The sequence below is a fragment of the Thermobrachium celere DSM 8682 genome, assembly GCF_000430995.1.
GTDB classification, from domain to species: Bacteria; Bacillota; Clostridia; order Clostridiales; family Caloramatoraceae; genus Thermobrachium; species Thermobrachium celere.
The window spans coordinates 1458537-1474378 of sequence record NZ_HF952018.1; the positions used below are offsets into that span (position 1 = coordinate 1458537).

Here is a 15842-nt window from a genome sequence, read left to right on the forward strand (position 1 = left end):
TTGTGTATAAAAGTTAAAATTTAAACCCCATAAAGGGATTTCAGAAACTCTAGAAAAATATTATCCTAATTTAAGAAATCCTTCATGGGGCTTATATATACAACTTTTTAAAGCTCACTTTTGAACACTATTTAATAATTACTCAACTGGTCTTAATCTTGCTGTGAAATGTCTTAAAACTTTTGGTTCATATACAAATTCTAATCCCTTCAAGTATGGTGCTCTGTCCTTAATTGATATAAATGCATCTGCTACTACATCCATATGATCGTTTGTATAAACTCTTCTTGGAATTGTCAATCTTACAAGTTCTAGTGGTGATTCAAGCTGTTCTCCTGTCTCAGGATCACGTCCTAGTAAAAATGAACCTATCTCTACTGCTCTAATACCTGACTCTAAATACAATTCATTAACTAAAACTTGTGCTGGGAATTGATAATATGGAATATGTGGAAGGAGCTTTTTAGCATCAACAAAAACTGCATGTCCACCAGTTGGATATTGTATTGGAATTCCACCTTCTCTTAGTCTTTCTCCAAGATATTCAACCTGTGAAATTCTATAATCTAGGTATTCAAAATCTACTCCTTCTCTTAATCCTCTAGCTAGAGCTTCCATATCTCTTCCTGCTAATCCACCATATGTTATAAATCCTTCCATTGGAACTGTTCTTGCTCTACATTCATTAAATAACTCAACATCTTCCTTTATACCTAATATACCACCAATATTTACTATTGCATCCTTTTTAGCACTCATTGTAAAACCTTCAGTATATGAGAACATTTCATGAACAATCTCAACTATTGATTTATCTTCATATCCCTTTTCTCTCTTTTTAATAAAATATGCATTTTCAGCAAATCTTGCTGCATCCATAAATACTCTAATTCCATATCTATCTGCAATTTCTCTTACTCCTCTTATATTTTCCATTGATACAGGTTGTCCACCTGAACTATTACAAGTTACTGTTATTAGTATAAACGCAATTTCATCTCTTCCATGCTTTTTAATAAAGTCTTCTAATTTATCAAGATCAAAATTTCCCTTCCAATCATAATATTCCTCAGTATTAAAAGCCTTATCTGTAATTAAATTTACTGCTCTTCCTCCACTTAGCTCAATATGTGCTTTTGTTGTATCAAAATGCATATTTCCAAGAACATATTGTCCCTTCTTCTTTATAAGTGATGGGAATAATACTTGTTCTGCTCCTCTTCCTTGATGAGTTGGTATTACATAAGGATAACCTATTATCTCTTTTACTGCATCAACTAGATTATAGTAGTTTCTGCTACCTGCATAAGCTTCATCACCAAGCATTAAACCTGCCCATTGATAGTCACTCATAGCACCTGTACCGCTATCAGTTAAAAGGTCAATATACACATCTTCTGATTTTAATAAGAAAGGATTATATCCTGCTTCTTTTAGAGCTCTTTCTCTATGCTCTCTTGTTGTAGTTTTTAGTGGTTCAACCATTTTAATCTTAAATGGTTCTGGTTTTCTCTTAAATGCCATATCACTTATCCCCCTTGTGTAATTTATCTTTAAGCATATTTATTATGCTTATTAATCTACTCCTTTTTTATATACCTATATATTGTTGGTTCTGACAATCTTAGCTGCCTTGCTACTTCATTTACAGCACCCTTAAAACGAAATACCCCTTTGCTATTTAGCTTTTGTACTATTTCTATTTTTTCTTCTGCTGACATCCTATCTGGCGATATGTTAACTTCTTCTATAGTTTTTTGAATGATTAACATTACATAATCTTCAACAGGTATACTAAAATCCTCAGAAATTGGGCCTTTTTCTTCTGCAAGATTTCTTTCTGGTCCACCTGTCAACTCTGATAAAAATTTATTTAAAAAATTTGCAGAACTTATTAAATCATCTAAATTAAAACTTATTGTAAGAAGACCTATCAAGTTTCCATCTTTATTTTTTATAAACAAGATAGATGTTCTTGATACTTTACCATCCTTTGTCTTTGAAGGAAACCTTGTAATATAATCTCTATCTATATATAGCTTATCTTCTATAATTTTTTTTAAGTTTTAGTCAAAGGATCTCCTACTTTTCTTCCACTTAAATTATTATTACATATTGCACAAACCTCATTTTTCCCTTCAGTTAAATCATATAATGCAATTTCACATGTTGAACCATATACTTCTCCTAAAAACTCTACTATATTTTTAAAATTTTTTAGTAGTATCTTATCTTCCATAATAACCTCAACCATTTAATAATTTTTTATCATGATAATAATTTTTTATCCAAGTCTATTATAATTCATCATTTTATAATTTTCAATATTTTTCTACATTTTTGAATATTTTTTTATTGAACAAAATCTATTTGTATAGTTATTTTCATTATGTTAACATATAATCGTAAATGATTTGCTAGAGGTGTTATTATGGATGTTATTTTAGGAATGTCTATTACATTTGTAGCATTAATATTTTCAATATATAAAGGTATATTTGTAGGCTATCCATTAATATTTGGATTTATAATTTTTTCCTTAGTTTCTTTAAAAAGAGGATATAAAATAACTGATATTATAAACATGTCAATTAATGGTGGAAAAAAATCCTTTGTTGTATTAAAAATATTTATATTAATTGGTGCAATAACTGGTATTTGGATGGCATCTGGTACAGTTCCTTCAATAATATACTATGGAATCAAATATATAAAACCAACATATTTTATACTCTATAGTTTTTTAATATGCTGTGTTGTTTCATTACTACTAGGTTCTTCTCTTGCAACAGTAAGTACTGTTGGAGTTGCATTAATTTTAATTGCAAAAAGTACAAATGTTAATTTAAATATAGTTGCTGGTTCTATAATAGCAGGTGCTTATTTTGGAGATAGGTGTTCACCTATGTCATCTAGTGCAAATTTAGTAGCTACATTAACCGAAACTAATCTTTATACAAATATAGTAAATATGTTTAAAACATCAATAATCCCATTTATACTATCTATCATTATTTATTTAATTCTATCTATTCAAAAATCAATTAACTTTGTACAAACTGATTTAACTAAACAAATAGTTCAAACATATAAAATTAACTTAATTGTATTGCTTCCTGCAATAGTAATTTTAATATCCTCTATTTTAAAACTTGATGTTAAAATTTCAATGTTAATTAGTATCTTATTGGCTTCAATAATAGCAATAACTCTTCAAAATTGTACATTGAATCAAGTTATAAATTATATTTTATTTGGATTTCATTTAGATAAATCAAATCCTCTTGAGCATATAATTAAAGGTGGCGGAATAATTTCAATGTGGAAGGCATCTTTAGTTGTTTTTATATCATCTGCTCTGTCTGGAATATTTGATGGAACAAAAATGCTATCCCTAATCGAAACCTTTCTTTTAAAGGCTAAAACACGATTTAATTTATTCACATACACACTTATAACTAGCATAATTATTGCTGCTATCGGATGTAATCAATCAATTGCAATCATTTTAACAAACCATCTTATGAATAAAAGCTATAAAAATATAAATATTGAAAAATTTACTTTAGCATTAGATATTGAAAATACAGCCGTAGTGTTAGCTGCCTTAATTCCTTGGAATATTGCAGCTTTTGTTCCTACAATAACAATGGGAGTAAGTAGCACAGGTTTTATACCCTATGCAGTTTATCTATATCTAGTTCCAATAATAAACTTTATATGTATTTATTTTTCAAGTAAAAAATATAACAAAAGGTTATTAACCTCCAGTTGTTAGTAAAAAAAGCCCTTTTATAGGGCTTTTAAACTATTCTCTTATTTACATATTTAGATGTCATTGCAGCTAATAACCCTCCATATGTTAAATTAAACTCTACCACATCTCCGCATTTATAATTATTGTTAGACTCTGTAATATCTATAATCAAATGATCGCTGCTTGCTCCTATAATTTCTATTTTATTATCTATAGGAACTATATGCTCTGGACTTACATCCTGTCTTCCGATACCTAATATTGCTCTCCTTCTTATACCCTTATCTATAAATGTTGGTTTTCTTCCAAATGCATCAATTCCTAATTCTCCAATAGGTGCAGAAGGCTTTTCTTTAACTTCAACAACCTCAGCAATTAATTTTACTGTATCTGTATGCTGCCCTTCTATTGGCTTATCATACAAACCTATACCTAGTGCAATTCCCACTCCAATCCTTAGTTGATTTATTTCCTTTGGCATCCCATTTTCTCTCATTAACTTTATATTTTCAGAATTGCCTCCTGATATAACATCTAATTTTCGATCAAGCAACTTCTCTATCATTGACTTAACTTCAACAAGATAATTCATGTTTTCTGTACTTGGAATAACCCCTCCATAACAATTAAGATTAGTTCCTATTCCTTTTAAATTTATATACTTAAACATATCTACTTTCCTAACCCATTCTTCTATTTCATTTTTATTCTTAAAAAATATTCCCTCCCTCAAATCTCCTACATCAATCATCAAAATAATATCATATATTTTACCGTGTTTTTTAGCATATTTATTCAACTCCTCTACTATATCTATTTCTGAAACTAAAGCTACATCTGAATATTTTACAACCTCTTCCGCTTGACTTTTCATTGGTATTCTAATTAGCATTTTCTGTACGTTAAATTCATTAAATCCTTTTAAATTCTCAATTCTTGAATCTGCTATTAAATCTACTCCTCCATCTATGTAAGCCTCAACAACATCTTTATACCCACCAAACACCTTAACAACTCCTGCTACTTCAATTCCTCTTAAATGACACTCTTTTACTAAGTTTTGTGCATTTTCCTTTATCTTTTCCCTATAAATTTCTACAACAGGATATCCCATAACCCCACCCCTTTTGTGCATTTTTATTAAAATATATTCTTATCTAGCCCTATTGATTACTTTAAAAAATTTTTGAATAAAAACAAAAAGAGACACACCAAATTTGTGTCTCTTCTAATTGTTGTCATTTAATTTTTATTTTTAAATATTTCCTCAACACCTTTAAAAAGTGCCCTAGCTATTTTATCTTGATACTTTTCTGAAGAAAGTAGTCTATCCTCAGATGGATTTGATAAATATCCCATTTCAATTAAAACCACTGGAACTTTTGACCAATTAAACCCTGTTAAATCTTCTCTAGTTATAACTCCCCTGTTTTCCATTCCTACTTCTTTTATTACTCTATTTAATAAAATCTCGCCATACTTTCTACTTATAGTAGAAATTTTTTTAGCATACCCAACATCTCCTGGAACTAACATGGATGCACCCTTCATAGATTTATCATTAGACGAGTCTGCATGTATTCTAATAACTAAATCAGCATTATTTTTATTTCCTATTTCAGCTCTTTCAATATTACTAATTACTTTAGAATTTGTGGTTCTTGTCATAATAACCTTATACCCAGCGTCAGTTAAATACTTTTTTAGTTTTAATGCAACCTTTAGATTTATAACATACTCAGGAGTTTTAGTAACTATCCCAACTGCACCTATAACATTTTTAGGCTTCATAACTTTTGAGTTAGGTGCAATAGGCTCTTTTTCTAATAGGGTTTTACATGCATGCCCTGGATCAATTACAATAACTTTGTTTTTGTTTGTATTTTTGAAATTTATATTATTAGATTTAATAGTAGTAAGACTAGAAAGTGTATATGCATTTACTAAATTCAATTGATTTTTAAATAGTATAACATAACCTATTCTTAAAAATAATATTAACAAAATAAATAATATAATAATTTTATACCTTTTGTTCACTTTAGCCACCTCATATTATTTAATATCATTTTTTTCTTTGAATAAATTCCCTTTTGCTTAGATGATTATAAGCTTCTATAAATCTTTGAATTGCTGTAAATATTATTGTGCCTGCAAATACAAAGGCTATTAAGTCAGCATAATTTGAAAATATAATAATCAAAGTAAACATGATAAAACCTTCTGTTCTTTCCATTAAGCCAGCTTGATAGTAAAAACTTTTTTCACTAACTTTATTAGATACTGCACCTACAGTTAAAAATATTGTCATAGACAATATAATACTACAGGATAAAATAACAAAAGATAGATGGTAAGTAGAATATTTAAGTGCTAATGAAATTATTAATGCAACTTCTACAATTCGATCAAAAACTATATCCATTACTGTCCCAAATGGAGTAGATGAGTTTGTTTTCCTCGCAATTGTCCCATCAACTGCATCCAAAAAACCAGATAACCACAAAAAAAGAATAGGTATAAACTTATTTGTATTTATTAATAAAAATAAAGATGGTAGTAACCCAACAACTAAAGCAAGTAGAGTTACTTTATTTGCTCCGATATTGTATTTTATAAAAAGCTTTGCTACTCCTTCAAAAATAGGCTGGACTATCCTTCTAGCTTTAGTGTCTAACATAAAATTCCTCCCTAAAATTCATTCAAAAAAACATATAGCTTTATCAAAATCCAAACTTATATAGACTATATCACCAATATTTAAATTCTTATTATTCGAAGAACAGACTAATTTATTACCATTTATATCAATTATATAATTTACTCTATCACCCAAATATTGTCTTTTAATTATGCATGCCTTTAAACTATTTTTTTGTTTTTCCCCTAAAATAATTTGTTCTGGTCTAAACATATACGTTGCATATTGACAGTTAGAAACATTTACATCAAATACCCCAACATCTGAAATAAATTTACCATTCTCCACTTTGCCATAAATATAATTGCTACATCCAAAGAATTCTGCAACTTCTTTAGAAACTGGCTTCTCATATATATTTGCTGGAGTGTCATATTGTTTTATCTCTCCATCAATTAATAAAGCAATCTTATCTGCAACAATAAATGCTTCCTCTAGATCATGAGTTACCATTATAGTTGTTATATTTAATTTTTTTTGCAGCTCCTTAATAAACTCCTGCATATTTCTTCTTAAATTTTTATCAAGTTTTGATAATGGCTCATCTAACAATAACACCTTAGGCTCAATAGCCAATGCTCTTGCAATCGCAACCCTTTGTGCTTGTCCCCCTGACAATTGATAAGGATACTTTTTTTCAAGTCCACTTAACTCCATTAAATCAATTAATAATTTTACCTTTTTATCAATAATTTGTTTATCTAATCTCCTCATTTTAAGTCCAAAAGCAATATTAGAATATACAGTCATATGAGGAAATAATAATAAATTTTGATCAACTAATGCTGCATTTCTTTTTTCTATTGGAACGTTATTCATTAAATCTTTATTAAAATAAACTTCTCCATTTTCAAAGGATATAATTCCCGCAATACCATTTATAAGGGTTGTTTTCCCTGAACCACTTGGACCAAGCAATACAACCAATTCACCTTCATTTATATCAAGATTAATATTTTTTAAAACAGCCCTTCCATTATAATATTTATATACATTAAATATCTTTATATTTGACATGCTACCTCACTCTACCTAAATATAGTTTTTATAAATTTTTTTAACTAACTTTTCACTCAAATAGATTATAGCTAAAACAGATATTACAAAAATTACGCTTAAAGCTGATAATATAGTCCTATCACCTGATTCTGCAAAAGGAAACAAAATAATTGAATAAGTTATAATCTTCCCTCCACCAATCAAAAATGTAATAAAATATTGAGTAAAAGATATGATATATATTACACTTCCTGCAACAACAAGTGTTGGCATTATTATTGGAATTGTAATATACCTCAATACTTGCCAAGTTGAAGCTCCTAAAATTTTAGCTTGTAGTTCTATTTTATTACCCTTCAATTCAAAAACATTAAGCAGTATTTTCACACCATAGGGAATGCCAGGTATAACATGTATTAAAATTACACCCAAATATGTGTTGACTATACCTAAACGTATAAAAATTAAATGTATTCCCATTGTAACAGCAATCATTGGTACAATTAAAGGTAAAAATAATAAGACTTTTATTATATTTTTGCCTTTAAAATCATAAAAAGCCAATGCATTCGCAGCTGGCAAACTTATTGCTATTGTAATAAATGTTACTATAAGGGAAAGCAAAATACTATTTATTAAAATTTTTAATATTTTTGTAGAAGGGTTAAATACATATAAATATCCTCTTAAACTTATGCTTTTAGGCATTAAAAATGGCCAAGGCCAAGCACCAGATAAGCTTAAAAATACCATAAATAAAATAGGAAAAAATAATAATAAAGCAATTATTCTTACTAAAATTTTATTTATATTCACTTCAACACCCTCATCTATCTATTCCATGTTTTTTTATAATTTTGTTTAACAAAATATATAAAAATGCTAATACAAGAGAAAACAAAATAATAAACACATTTATTACCATACTGTATGGACGATCTTTTAAATTAACACTCTTATAATATATATATGCTAAAACAGGTAATGCCTTTGGTTTAGAAGGACCTAACAAATAAGGTATCTCATAGGCCCCGAAAGAAAAAGTAAATAAAATAATAAAACCTAATGATATTGTTGGTAAGACTAATGGAAATAGAATATACCAAAATACTTGAAAATTATTTGCTCCTAAATTTAATGCTACTTTAGAATAAGTATCACTTAATTTTTTTAATATATCATAAGTAATCAAAGTAATAAAAGGTGCTCCCTTCCAAACATATGCTAATATTACTCCAATCCCCTTAGTATCAAACGTCATTGGATAAAACTCTACCATATTATTTATAAAACCTAATCTAAAAAATATTCGAGATAGAAAACCACTTTGAGAAAATATAGTAAAAACCAAAAATGCTGCAATAGTATGTGGAACAATTACAGAAATCTTATATATATTATAAAATTTAGCTTTATCATTTAAATATGTACTTAAAAATAAGTAGGCTAATAAAACACCCAATATAACTGATAAAAGTGATGAAATAAAAGATATATATAAACTAAACTTTAAGGAATAAAAAAAATTAGGGTCTTTTAAGATCTCTTTATAATACCTTAAACTAAATAGTTTTAGCCCAACAGCAGGGAAATAGCCAAAACTTTGTAAAAATATATTAACTATACCAAAAATAAATATACCAAATATAAATAATAAAACTGGCAACAACAATAAATATGGAAAAATTAGTTTATATTTTTTATTCATCTGCTAACACTACTTCCCTCCATAGAGATTCTATTATTGGAATAAGTTCAGCCCTCATTTCAGGAATACTATGCTTTACTAAAACATCCTGAGGTATGGCTTCTTTTCCTAAATTTACATTTTCAAATAGTTTCTTTTCTTCTTCATTTAATAAGTTAGAAGAGATTACTGGCAAATCTCCCCAAGTTTTTGGATTATATTTTTGTGCCTGAATACTTGGAGATAATAAATGATTTATAACAACTAAGGCCCCTGCCTTATTTGGAGCATTAAAAGGTATAGCTAAAAAGTGTGTGTTAGATATTGTCCCTTTATTGAATATAAAAGCCTTTGCAGTTTTAGAAAAATCACCCTCATTTATTTTTGTTAAAACATGATAAGGGGTATAATTCATAGTTATATAAACCTCTCCATCTGAAAACATATTATCAAGCTGTGCTAATGTTGAAGGATACGCTTTTCCTTGTCTCCACAAATATGGTTTTAACTCCACTAAAAAATCTAAAGCCGGTTTTATTGCCTTTTTTACATCTTCCTTGTTAGGTTTTATATCCTTTAAAGCTTCATATCCAACTACATCATATATTATATTTCTTATAAACGCACTTCCTGTAAAATCTGAAGCATCAGGATAAGTTATTTTACCTGGATACTTCTTAGCAATTTCCAATAATTCTTTATGATTTTTAGGTAAATAGTCTAACTTAGCTGTATCTCCAATCAATACCAATTGTGCCTTTCCATACGGTGCTTCAAACCCCTCAACTGGATAACCAAAATCATATAAAACATCAGAAGAATTTTTATCAACATATTTATTAAAATTAGGCAATTTATAAGCAAAGGGTCCATAAAGTAAACCTTGGTTTTTAGCATTAAAAAAATTTTCACCGTTAATCCAAACAATATCAATAACTCCTTCACTTCCTAATTGCTTTTCATTAAGCAATTTAGGTAAAAATTCATTAGGAAGCATGGGAACTCTTTCTAAAGTTATGTTATATTTTTGTTTAATATCTTTTGCAACTACCTCGTCAATCCATCTATTTATATTCTCATCTCCACCCCAACCATAAAAAGTCACTTTTGTTCCACTAGCTAACTTTAAAATTTCATCCCAATTTTTAGATGATATATCTACTTCAGATTTATCCTTTAGACATCCTAAATTTAAAAACATTCCTAAGCATAATAACACATATAAAATACTTTTCTTAAACATCATATTTCCACCTCTATTTTAAAGTTGCTATATCTATCCCTTTCTTTTTAGCTAATATCTTTGGTATTTGAGATAATAAGAATAATATCACACCAAAAATTAACAACTTAATGTAAAGGACATTTGATAATCCATTATTTATTATCTCATCTGCCAAATATGTGTAAATAAAAGCACCAGGTGCCATAGTAATAAATGAAATAATTATATATGTTGAAACATCTATGTTAGTTATTCCATAAGCATAATTTTGAATATTATATGGGAAAACAGGTAGTAATCTAGTAAGTATCAGAAAGTCTTTACCATTTTTTTTAAATCCTTCTTCAATTTTATTAAAAACTAAGTTATCTTTAAACTTACTTACAATAAAATCTCTAAATAAATATCTTGAAATTAAAAAAGAAACAAGTGCACCAATAGTTGCTCCAATTAAAGCCAAAATACCTCCAATTAATGGCCCAAATATAATACCACCTACAATTGTTAAAATACTTGCTGGCAATGAAAATACCGCGGTTATTATATAAGCGAATATATACATTAAATATTTTAATCTACCTAAATTATTGAGTGAATTTTTCAGTTTATTTATATCCTTAAAATAATTAAATCCACCCATATAATAGCAAATAACAAATAAAAACAATAATGCTATTAGTAGAAACATTTTATTTATTTTTTTATTCACATTAATCCCCCTATCACATTAAACTCACTAATATTTTATCAAAACAAACTTAATTTTCAATTTATTGGGATATATTAACTATTGAAAATATCTATTCATTTATTTGGTTTATTAAAATTTTAAATAAGCTTTAATTTTCCATATGCTTGACCACTTGTAAATTATAATTTATCATAAAACATAAGTTATTTTATATATAATCAAAATTCTTTAAAAAAGGATGATAAAATGAAATACAAGTTCTCTTTAAAAATCAAGGATATTGTTGAAAAATACAATGATAAATGTTATGGATGCAATTTATGTACAAATCATTGTATATTCTTAAAGAAATATATTAAAAATCCTAAAATATTCTTTCAAAACTTGTCTATTGAAAATGACATTGATATTTATTTACCATATTATTGTTTCTCTTGTAATACATGTAGTAAAATATGCCCTAATAACATAGATTTTGGTGTTTTGTTTACTGAACTTAAAAAGGAAATATCCAAAAATAAAAAAAGTCCTCATATTAAACACTCAATAATTCGAAACCACCAAATGCTTTCTAATTCAAAAATTTTTACTACGATTAAAGGTAATGCAACTATAGGTTTTATGCCAGGCTGTAGTTTATCCTCCTATAGTCCAACTTTAGTAATGAAAATATATAATCTATTAAAAATTAAATATAATGATATTAATTTAATTTTAAGATGTTGCGGTAATCCGTCGTATTCAATTGGCGAAATTAAAAAATTTAATGAAATTTATAATTCCCTTTATACATCTTTAAATAAAAAAAATATAAATAAAATAATAACTGCATGTCAAACCTGTTATAAAACACTCAAAGAAAACTCTCCTAATTTAGATATTGTTTCACTTTGGGAAGAAATAAATAATTTTGAATTACCTAAGTTAACTCTTGAAGATAAATTCTATATATTTGATTCTTGTTCAGCAGACGAAAATATAAAAAAAAGTATCAGAGAAATTACAAAAAAACTAAATTTAAAAATTGAAAATATGGAAACTACTGTTTCTAAATGTTGTGGATTGGGTGGTTGTGTTCATATAGTGAATAAAGAGCTATACAATGACAATTTAAATAACATAAAATCAAATATAAATTCTAAAAACGTTATAACCTATTGTGCTGGATGTAGAGATTCCTTATCAAATATAAAATATTCTTATCATTTATTAGAATTGATATTCTTAGAAGGAAATTTAACCCCTAAAGGACCTAATAAAACACATAGGTCATGGATTAACAGATTAAAATTAAAAGCCCTTTAAGGGCTTTATTTTATTACTATTTTAATTAACTCTATATAAATACATAACACAATAGCAATAATAAATAAGTATCCTGCTTTTAAAGTATGTATTGATTTATTTACTAGTAAAAAAACTAAAACAACATTTAAAATAATAGCAAATAGTAGTTTTTGTTTTAACTTAACAATTGAAAATATCACTAATACTATAAATAACAATAAAGCTAAAATAATATAAATTTTAATCAAATTGCTACTAAAAAAACTTTTCTCCCATTCACTCCTTTTAAAAATTAAATACCTTGCAACACCCATTTTTTTATCCGAAAGATAATGTAAAATTAAAGAAACAGAAAACAATAATATTTGTGTTAAAGATAAAATATAATGTATAATTCTCCTCATAACATCACCCACTAAAAAATTTGAGGATGCTAATGCATCCTCTTTATTTTACCTTTTTGGTTCTCCTACTTCAATAGGAAGACCCTTAGTATTAGACCATTCATTCCATCCACCATCATATAATGATATATTTTCAATGCCCATTACATCAGCATACCATAATACTTCAGCTGCTCTCCAACCTGTTCCACAGAAGAATGAAAGTCTCTTATCTGGTGTTATTCCCCATTCCTTCCAAAATGATAATATTTCATTTGCATTTCTCATTGTATTATCAATATTCCTAAAATCTTGTAAATTATTTGGATCTGTTCCAGCATGTCCCCATACAGCACCTTGAGGACGACCTTTTCCTTTTATATAATCATAACCTGAAGTTTTTCCAATATATTCTTCCCAACTTCTAATGTCAACTAAACAACTTCCTTGTTTGTCGTTTAATATTTCTTTAGCTTCTTCTAAATCTATAATATAATTTTTATTTACAGGAACCTTTGCTCCAAATGATTGAACAGGACTCTTGGAATTTTTCTTTGTTTCAAGTTGATATCCTTCTCTAACCCAAGCTGAAAGTCCCCCATTTAATACCCTAACGTCTTTAACTCCCATGTATTTTAAAATAGCAGCTACTCTAAAGGCAGCCATTGAATCTGTTCCATATAGAACAACAGTTGTATCAGCTGTAATTCCATTGTTAAGTGCAAATTTCTCTAGCCTATCATCAGATAATCTATTCCACATAGGTCCTTCTTCTACTTCATCTGTATTTATATGTACTGCACCTGGTATATGTCCATTGTTATAATCCTTTGACTCATCTCCCCAGCTTACTTCAAATATCTTTACAGGACCTCCTGAGTAAGTTTCAGGATTTTTACCATCTATTAAATCCTTAACCCATACTGCAGGAACTAACATATGGTAGTTTTTATAGCTTACCATTGGAAGACTTTCATCTTCTGCCCATTTCTTTACATCATAAATATATATTTTATTATATCCGTTTTTACTTAAAAACTCTGCAACCTTTAATGCATCCTTACCATTTGCATCATATAGGACTACATTTTTATCTGGAGTTATTCCTTTATTCTTTGCTATTTCTAACAACTTACTTTCCTTATTTGCTACATCTACATCAACCCAATTTGCTGCAAAATCAGTTGCCCCTTTTATATGTCCACCTCTTTTTACCCCATCAAGTTTCCACCCATTATATGCATCATTAATTCTCGTATCAACTATAACATAATCCTTGTTTTCTAAATTATTTTTTAACTCCTCAGTTTTAATTTCTTTAAATTTTAAATTAGAAGTTTGTTTGTTTTGTGAGCAACCTGTCAAAAAAGTAACTCCAAATAATACTGTTAAAATTATTGATATAAGTCTTTTCAAAAAAATCCCCTCCTAAGTAAAAATACAATTTTATTATAATATGTTAAAACTATATAAGTAAAATAGATAAAATCTATTAAAACATCTTAACATATTGAAAACATCAATAATAATTTTTTCTATAAAAAAGAATTCATTTACACTTAAAAATCATTAATATAAAATATGTAATATGCTACTAGTTATTTTATGAAATAAATTAGCCATACTGTATAACATAAAGAGGTGATGACAGTGAACAGCATATTACTAGCCTTTTTACTTACACTTATAGCAGGTCTATCAACAGGTATAGGAAGTGCTATTGCATTTTTTGCCAAAAAGACAAACACTAAATTCCTTTCAATTAGCCTTGGTTTTTCTGCTGGAGTTATGATTTATGTTTCTATGATTGAAATTTTTTCTGAAGCAAGAAACTTGTTAACAGCTGAACTTGGAACAAAGACAGGATATTTAATAACAGTAATATCATTCTTTTTAGGAATGCTTATAATTGCATTAATTGATAAGTTAATTCCAAGCGCTGAAAATCCTCATGAAGTATACAAAATAGAAGAAATTGAAGATAACTGCATTAGAAAAAATGCCAAGCTTTTAAGAACAGGATTATTTATTGCATTTGCAATTACAATTCACAATTTTCCTGAAGGTATTGCAGCCTTTATTTCTTCACTCCAACATCCAAAGTTAGCAATACCAGTTATCATAGCAATATCCATTCACAATATACCTGAAGGTATAGCTGTATCATTTCCTATATACTATGCAACAGGAAGTAGAAGAAAAGCCTTTTTATTTTCCCTTCTTTCAGGTTTATCTGAACCTTTAGGAGCTTTAGTAGGATACTTAGTGTTAATGCCATTTATAAATGATGTTGTATTTGGAATTGTTTTTGCTGCAGTAGCTGGAATAATGGTATTTATATCTTTAGATGAATTATTACCATCTGCAGAAGAATATGGCGAACATCATCTTTGTATATATGGACTTGTTAGTGGTATGATAATAATGTCAATAAGCATATTGCTATTTGTGTAATAAAAAAGTTGAGGTTTTTAAGCCTCAACATTTTTTATTAATTAATGTTTTCCACCTATTTTACATGCAATAGCTTCGTTTTCTATGTCCTTTGATATAATATCTGAATACTTATCTTTGTTCTTTAGAAGCCAATTATTTGCATAAGAACAGCTTGCTGTTGCCTTTAACCCTTTTTCTCTTAAAAACTCTGCAACAACCTCCATCATTTTTGAGGCTACACCTTGTCCTCTTAAAACTGGATTAACATAGGTATGATCAATATCCACCTCTCCATTTTCTTTTAAAACATATGTTGTCTCTGCCATTAATTCTCCCTTTTCATCTACACTATATATACGTCCATTTTCAAATTTCCAGTTCATATTTTGCTCCTCCTTTTGCACCTTAATTTATTTATTAAATTACTTACTACACAAATTTATTTTTTAATAGCTCTATTTAGTTGTTGTAAAAATTTTTCTAAATCCAAATCATACTTATTTGCTACAACTTCTAAAGAATCAAATAAGTTGGAACATAAAATACATACCCCTGCTACCTCATCATACATATGAAAAACATCTTCTGTCTCAGGATATTTTTCTACAATATCAAGCAAAATCATTTCCTTTTGTATTTTCATAACGCCTCCTATAGACTAACATTGTCTCTATTT

Annotated in this window: 18 protein-coding genes; 3 read left to right on the plus strand and 15 right to left on the minus strand. The window is 27.8% G+C overall.

Features of this window, described 5'->3' with window-relative positions; translation table 11 throughout:
- Positions 1 to 138: 138 nt before the first annotated feature.
- From TCEL_RS07690 to TCEL_RS14220, 3 genes are read right to left on the minus strand one after another with little or no spacing between them, the layout of a single operon-like run.
- On the minus strand, positions 139 to 1524 hold the full coding sequence (locus TCEL_RS07690) for a tryptophanase (protein WP_018662862.1): 1386 nt from the start codon (positions 1522 to 1524) through the stop codon (positions 139 to 141).
- A gap of 56 nt (positions 1525 to 1580) precedes the next feature.
- The gene (locus TCEL_RS14215; protein WP_341348979.1) at positions 1581 to 2054 is read right to left on the minus strand and encodes a helix-turn-helix domain-containing protein; all 474 of its coding nucleotides are present in this window, start codon (positions 2052 to 2054) and stop codon (positions 1581 to 1583) included.
- Between the two features lie 5 nt (positions 2055 to 2059).
- Entirely contained in the window at positions 2060 to 2254 is a 195-nt protein-coding gene (locus tag TCEL_RS14220; protein ID WP_084739329.1) for a PAS domain-containing protein, read from the minus strand.
- A 177-nt stretch (positions 2255 to 2431) separates the two neighbouring features.
- On the opposite strand from TCEL_RS14220, the gene TCEL_RS07700 reads away from it, so the two are divergent.
- A complete protein-coding gene (locus TCEL_RS07700; protein WP_018662866.1) occupies positions 2432 to 3778 on the plus strand; it encodes a Na+/H+ antiporter NhaC family protein in 1347 nt (448 codons plus the stop codon).
- A gap of 25 nt (positions 3779 to 3803) precedes the next feature.
- Here TCEL_RS07700 and orr read toward each other — a convergent pair whose 3' ends face one another.
- The 8 genes from orr to TCEL_RS07740 all read right to left on the minus strand — a co-directional run bounded on the left by orr (position 3804) and on the right by TCEL_RS07740 (position 11078).
- On the minus strand, positions 3804 to 4871 hold the full coding sequence (orr, locus tag TCEL_RS07705) for an ornithine racemase Orr (RefSeq protein ID WP_018662868.1): 1068 nt from the start codon (positions 4869 to 4871) through the stop codon (positions 3804 to 3806).
- A gap of 128 nt (positions 4872 to 4999) precedes the next feature.
- Positions 5000 to 5797: an N-acetylmuramoyl-L-alanine amidase family protein gene (locus tag TCEL_RS07710; RefSeq protein WP_018662870.1), complete on the minus strand. Its 798-nt coding sequence runs from the start codon at positions 5795 to 5797 to the stop codon at positions 5000 to 5002.
- A 25-nt stretch (positions 5798 to 5822) separates the two neighbouring features.
- Positions 5823 to 6437: a CDP-alcohol phosphatidyltransferase family protein gene (locus TCEL_RS07715; protein WP_018662872.1), complete on the minus strand. Its 615-nt coding sequence runs from the start codon at positions 6435 to 6437 to the stop codon at positions 5823 to 5825.
- Between the two features lie 18 nt (positions 6438 to 6455).
- Entirely contained in the window at positions 6456 to 7475 is a 1020-nt protein-coding gene (locus TCEL_RS07720) for an ABC transporter ATP-binding protein (RefSeq protein ID WP_018662874.1), read from the minus strand.
- A gap of 15 nt (positions 7476 to 7490) precedes the next feature.
- Positions 7491 to 8273: an ABC transporter permease gene (locus tag TCEL_RS07725; protein ID WP_018662875.1), complete on the minus strand. Its 783-nt coding sequence runs from the start codon at positions 8271 to 8273 to the stop codon at positions 7491 to 7493.
- A 10-nt stretch (positions 8274 to 8283) separates the two neighbouring features.
- On the minus strand, positions 8284 to 9165 hold the full coding sequence (locus TCEL_RS07730) for an ABC transporter permease (protein ID WP_018662877.1): 882 nt from the start codon (positions 9163 to 9165) through the stop codon (positions 8284 to 8286).
- Positions 9158 to 10390 (minus strand): ABC transporter substrate-binding protein, encoded by a 1233-nt coding sequence (locus TCEL_RS07735; RefSeq protein ID WP_018662879.1) that lies wholly within the window; start codon positions 10388 to 10390, stop codon positions 9158 to 9160. Before TCEL_RS07735 ends, TCEL_RS07730 begins: the two co-directional genes overlap by 8 nt.
- Before the next feature lie 10 nt (positions 10391 to 10400).
- Positions 10401 to 11078 carry a TVP38/TMEM64 family protein gene (locus TCEL_RS07740; RefSeq protein WP_018662880.1) on the minus strand — a complete coding sequence of 226 codons (678 nt, stop codon included), beginning with the start codon at positions 11076 to 11078 and terminating at the stop codon, positions 10401 to 10403.
- Positions 11079 to 11306: 228 nt separating this feature from the next.
- Between TCEL_RS07740 and TCEL_RS07745 the strand changes: the two genes are divergently transcribed.
- Positions 11307 to 12365 (plus strand): (Fe-S)-binding protein, encoded by a 1059-nt coding sequence (locus tag TCEL_RS07745; RefSeq protein ID WP_018662881.1) that lies wholly within the window; start codon positions 11307 to 11309, stop codon positions 12363 to 12365.
- A gap of 5 nt (positions 12366 to 12370) precedes the next feature.
- On the opposite strand, the gene TCEL_RS07750 is transcribed toward TCEL_RS07745, so the two are convergent.
- Together TCEL_RS07750 and TCEL_RS07755 are read right to left on the minus strand one after the other, a co-directional pair.
- On the minus strand, positions 12371 to 12751 hold the full coding sequence (locus TCEL_RS07750) for a hypothetical protein (RefSeq protein WP_040683777.1): 381 nt from the start codon (positions 12749 to 12751) through the stop codon (positions 12371 to 12373).
- A gap of 48 nt (positions 12752 to 12799) precedes the next feature.
- On the minus strand, positions 12800 to 14146 hold the full coding sequence (locus TCEL_RS07755) for a sulfurtransferase (RefSeq protein ID WP_018662882.1): 1347 nt from the start codon (positions 14144 to 14146) through the stop codon (positions 12800 to 12802).
- 234 nt (positions 14147 to 14380) lie between these two features.
- Here TCEL_RS07755 and zupT point away from each other — a divergent pair, with 234 nt between their 5' ends.
- Positions 14381 to 15184, plus strand: coding sequence for a zinc transporter ZupT (gene zupT, locus TCEL_RS07760; RefSeq protein ID WP_018662883.1), 804 nt, complete (start codon positions 14381 to 14383; stop codon positions 15182 to 15184).
- 41 nt (positions 15185 to 15225) lie between these two features.
- Here the strand turns inward: zupT and TCEL_RS07765 are convergent, their stop codons facing one another.
- Both TCEL_RS07765 and TCEL_RS07770 read right to left on the minus strand, forming a co-directional pair.
- Positions 15226 to 15549, minus strand: a complete 324-nt coding sequence (locus TCEL_RS07765) for a GNAT family N-acetyltransferase (RefSeq protein WP_018662884.1) — start codon at positions 15547 to 15549, stop codon at positions 15226 to 15228.
- A gap of 56 nt (positions 15550 to 15605) precedes the next feature.
- Positions 15606 to 15809, minus strand: coding sequence for a hypothetical protein (locus tag TCEL_RS07770; RefSeq protein ID WP_018662885.1), 204 nt, complete (start codon positions 15807 to 15809; stop codon positions 15606 to 15608).
- Positions 15810 to 15842 lie beyond the last annotated feature (33 nt).

Bases quoted from the DNA above. Each gene is read 5' to 3' on its own strand.
- TCEL_RS07690 (WP_018662862.1), bottom strand. From the start codon at position 1,524: ATGGCATTTAAGAGAAAACCAGAACCATTTAAGATTAAAATGGTTGAA.
- TCEL_RS14220 (WP_084739329.1), bottom strand. From the start codon at position 2,254: ATGGTTGAGGTTATTATGGAAGATAAGATACTACTAAAAAATTTTAAA.
- TCEL_RS07700 (WP_018662866.1), top strand. From the start codon at position 2,432: ATGGATGTTATTTTAGGAATGTCTATTACATTTGTAGCATTAATATTT.
- orr (WP_018662868.1), bottom strand. From the start codon at position 4,871: ATGGGATATCCTGTTGTAGAAATTTATAGGGAAAAGATAAAGGAAAAT.
- TCEL_RS07715 (WP_018662872.1), bottom strand. From the start codon at position 6,437: ATGTTAGACACTAAAGCTAGAAGGATAGTCCAGCCTATTTTTGAAGGA.
- TCEL_RS07720 (WP_018662874.1), bottom strand. From the start codon at position 7,475: ATGTCAAATATAAAGATATTTAATGTATATAAATATTATAATGGAAGG.
- TCEL_RS07730 (WP_018662877.1), bottom strand. From the start codon at position 9,165: ATGAATAAAAAATATAAACTAATTTTTCCATATTTATTGTTGTTGCCA.
- TCEL_RS07735 (WP_018662879.1), bottom strand. From the start codon at position 10,390: ATGATGTTTAAGAAAAGTATTTTATATGTGTTATTATGCTTAGGAATG.
- TCEL_RS07745 (WP_018662881.1), top strand. From the start codon at position 11,307: ATGAAATACAAGTTCTCTTTAAAAATCAAGGATATTGTTGAAAAATAC.
- TCEL_RS07750 (WP_040683777.1), bottom strand. From the start codon at position 12,751: ATGAGGAGAATTATACATTATATTTTATCTTTAACACAAATATTATTG.
- TCEL_RS07765 (WP_018662884.1), bottom strand. From the start codon at position 15,549: ATGAACTGGAAATTTGAAAATGGACGTATATATAGTGTAGATGAAAAG.
- TCEL_RS07770 (WP_018662885.1), bottom strand. From the start codon at position 15,809: ATGAAAATACAAAAGGAAATGATTTTGCTTGATATTGTAGAAAAATAT.